This window comes from Bacillus sp. AFS001701 (genome assembly GCF_002559405.1).
In the GTDB taxonomy this organism is placed as follows: domain Bacteria; phylum Bacillota; class Bacilli; order Bacillales; family Bacillaceae_G; genus Gottfriedia.
Window position 1 is genome coordinate 1 of the sequence record NZ_NTZO01000106.1, and the last position, 2,902, is coordinate 2,902.

Sequence of the window (2,902 nt, forward strand, 5' to 3'; positions counted from 1 at the left end):
AACAAATTGTGATATTTTTATAAACTTTTGTAAATTTAAATTAACAGTTGTTACGCCTCATTTTCTCCAATTAAACAGAATAACGTGTTGTAATACAAAACTCACCTTGAAATAATATACCTGCTCCGAATCGGAATAACGGCTTGTATTACATCAAATCTTCTAATTGTAAATGCCAAACTAGATCCTAATGTTACAACCTCAGAATTAACCGTGCCTCCTGCAGAGTTTAAAAATACAATTTGTATTGGTGATGCAATTGAACCTACTTCATACTTAACAAAACCAGTTCCTATAATATTTTGGTTAATATTATTTTTAAAAAGTGGAATTGTAACGGTTGTTGTATCTCCTACTGCTTGCCATGGTGTACATACCTGGTCTTGAACAAAAATCTTTTCAGGACAACAAGTTAATGTAGATGTTGAACAATTACATGATGATGCCATTTATGGTTACTTCCTTTCTTTCAATAAAATGAATCATTATCATATTGTAATCAAAGTGTCCTGAACATGCTTGTACATTTGTCATAAAAAAAGGAATCTATCACACATAACTAGGTGATAGTTTTAGCATTTAAAAGATAGATAAAAAAATGAATGTTATATGCAAAATTACAAAATATACGATAAAAAGAAAATTCTTATTTCATAACTTGGAAATACTTTGTATATAACTTAGTTACTAAATGTTTCATCAAACGCTGAATTCTAGTATAATAGATAAGATGTAAAAATTTGTTTATGATCTTTGATTAAGAAAGGACTTTATAATAGATGGCAAATAAAGAATTAATTAATCAGGTTGCTAAACGCCGTATTTTTGGGATCATCTCTCACCCGGATGCTGGTAAAACAACTTTAACTGAAAAATTACTACTTCATGGTGGAGCAATTCGTGAAGCTGGTACTGTAAAAGCTCAAAAAAATTCAAAATATGCAAAATCTGACTGGATGGAAATCGAGAAGCAACGTGGAATTTCTGTTACTTCTTCTGTTATGCAGTTTGAATACGATGAAAAAATGGTATCAATTATGGATACTCCTGGTCATAATGATTTTGGTGAAGATACATATCGTGTACTAACTTCTGTTGACTCTGCAGTCATGGTAATTGATGCTGCAAAAGGTATTGAGGCACAAACTAAGAAACTTTTCCAAGTTTGTCGTTTACGTGGTATTCCTATTTTTACCTTTATGAATAAATTAGACCGCCAAGCTAAAGATCCATTAGAATTAATGGAAGAACTAGAAGAAGTTCTAGGTATGCCTTCTGTTGCCGTTACTTGGCCAATCGGTAGTGGAATGCAATTTGAAGGTGTTTATGATCGATTAGAAAATGAAGTTCATCTTTTCCGTAAAGATGAAGTGATTAAACTTGGTCAAGATGGCGTTCATGGTCCTGAATTAGAAGCACATTTAGAGCCTTCAAATTTAGAAAATTTACGAGATGAAGTTGATCTTTTAGAAGGTGCAGGAAATGAATTCAATATAGACTTAGTTCGAGCTGGGGAACTTACTCCTGTTTTCTTCGGTACAGCTTTAGTCGATTTTGGGGTAACACCATTCCTAAATCATTTCTTAGATATGTCACCTGCACCAGGACCTCGTAAAACAATTAATGGTGAAGTTAATCCAACTGATGAAGTATTTAGTGGTTTTATATTTAAGATTCAAGCGAATATGAATCCTGCTCACCGTGACCGTATTGCCTTTCTACGAATTTGTTCTGGCGTATTTGAACGTGGAATGAACGTTATGCTTTCTCGTACAGGAAAACAAATTAAATTAAGTCAATCAACTCAATTGATGGCAAATGATCGAGAAACGATAGACCGTGCATATGCTGGTGACGTAATTGGTATATATGATTCAGGTACTTATCAAATCGGGGATACAATTACAACTAGCAAACAAAAATTATTCTTTGAGCCATTACCTACTTTCCCACCTGAGTTATTCTTACGAGTTAGTCCAGTTAACTCATTAAAATCTAAGCACTTCCATAAAGGTGTTGAGCAATTAGCTCAAGAAGGTGCAATTCAAGTTTATAAAAATGAATTTAATGAGGTCATTTTAGGTGCTGTGGGTCAACTTCAATTTGAAGTATTTGAATACCGTCTAAAAAATGAATATGGATCTGATATCCGTAAAGACCATGTTGATTACAATATTGCTCGATGGGTTAAAACTGATGACGTAAAAGGACTTAAGAAATATCAAGATATGCGTAACATGCTAGTATATGACCGTTTCGAACGTCCTCTATTCTTATTTGCAAATGAATTTACGTTCAATCGATTTAAAGAACGACATGAGGAATTAGAATTAGTTGAAGCTCTTGATGTTAACAATGAAATACAAGTTGATTAATTGACGTAGAAGACCGATTTTTTCGGTCTTTTTTTGTTGGTTTTTGACGAGGTTCTTCTCACCTATTTTATAAGTGCGCTTTTCTACGTTTTAAAGGATAATTAATGAACTAGTCGAATAGTATGGGATATATGGAAAATATTAGGAGGCTTAAGATGAAAAGAACGATTAGAGGTATCTACTTAGGGACCGCAATCGCTACCGGATTAATGGTCTTTAGTGGCTGCTCGAATTCAACTGAATCGCATGAAGCTACAGGTAAAGCCGTTATCATAACGAAGGCAGAGTTCGATAAGATTCAAAACGGTATGACATCGAAGCAAGTATTCGAAATTATAGGCGGTAAAGGCGAGGTAATGAGCGAAGCTGGCGAGAAAGATAAGCCAGGATATACGATTCTTTATACATATAACGGTAAAGGATCAACGGGAGCTAACGCTAACTTTACGTTCCAAGACGATAAGTTAATGGCGAAGGCTCAATTCGGATTAAAATAATTAGTGAATTGCGCCTTAATTGGCGTCTTT

2 protein-coding genes and 1 pseudogene are annotated in these 2,902 nt (G+C 34.0%); 2 read left to right on the forward strand and 1 reads right to left on the reverse strand.

The annotated features are described in order from the left end of the window. Positions 1-70 precede the first annotated feature (70 nt). Positions 71-449, reverse strand: a pseudogene (locus tag CN514_RS08835) (DUF3992 domain-containing protein). A 330-nt stretch (positions 450-779) separates the two neighbouring features. On the opposite strand from CN514_RS08835, the gene CN514_RS08840 reads away from it, so the two are divergent. Next, positions 780-2,375 carry a peptide chain release factor 3 gene (locus CN514_RS08840; protein WP_098232280.1) on the forward strand — a complete coding sequence of 532 codons (1,596 nt, stop codon included), beginning with the start codon at positions 780-782 and terminating at the stop codon, positions 2,373-2,375. 155 nt (positions 2,376-2,530) lie between these two features. Further along, positions 2,531-2,872, forward strand: a complete 342-nt coding sequence (locus CN514_RS08845; protein ID WP_286141614.1) for a hypothetical protein — start codon at positions 2,531-2,533, stop codon at positions 2,870-2,872. Positions 2,873-2,902 lie beyond the last annotated feature (30 nt).

Bases quoted from the DNA above. Each gene is read 5' to 3' on its own strand.
- CN514_RS08840 (WP_098232280.1), top strand. From the start codon at position 780: ATGGCAAATAAAGAATTAATTAATCAGGTTGCTAAACGCCGTATTTTT.
- CN514_RS08845 (WP_286141614.1), top strand. From the start codon at position 2,531: ATGAAAAGAACGATTAGAGGTATCTACTTAGGGACCGCAATCGCTACC.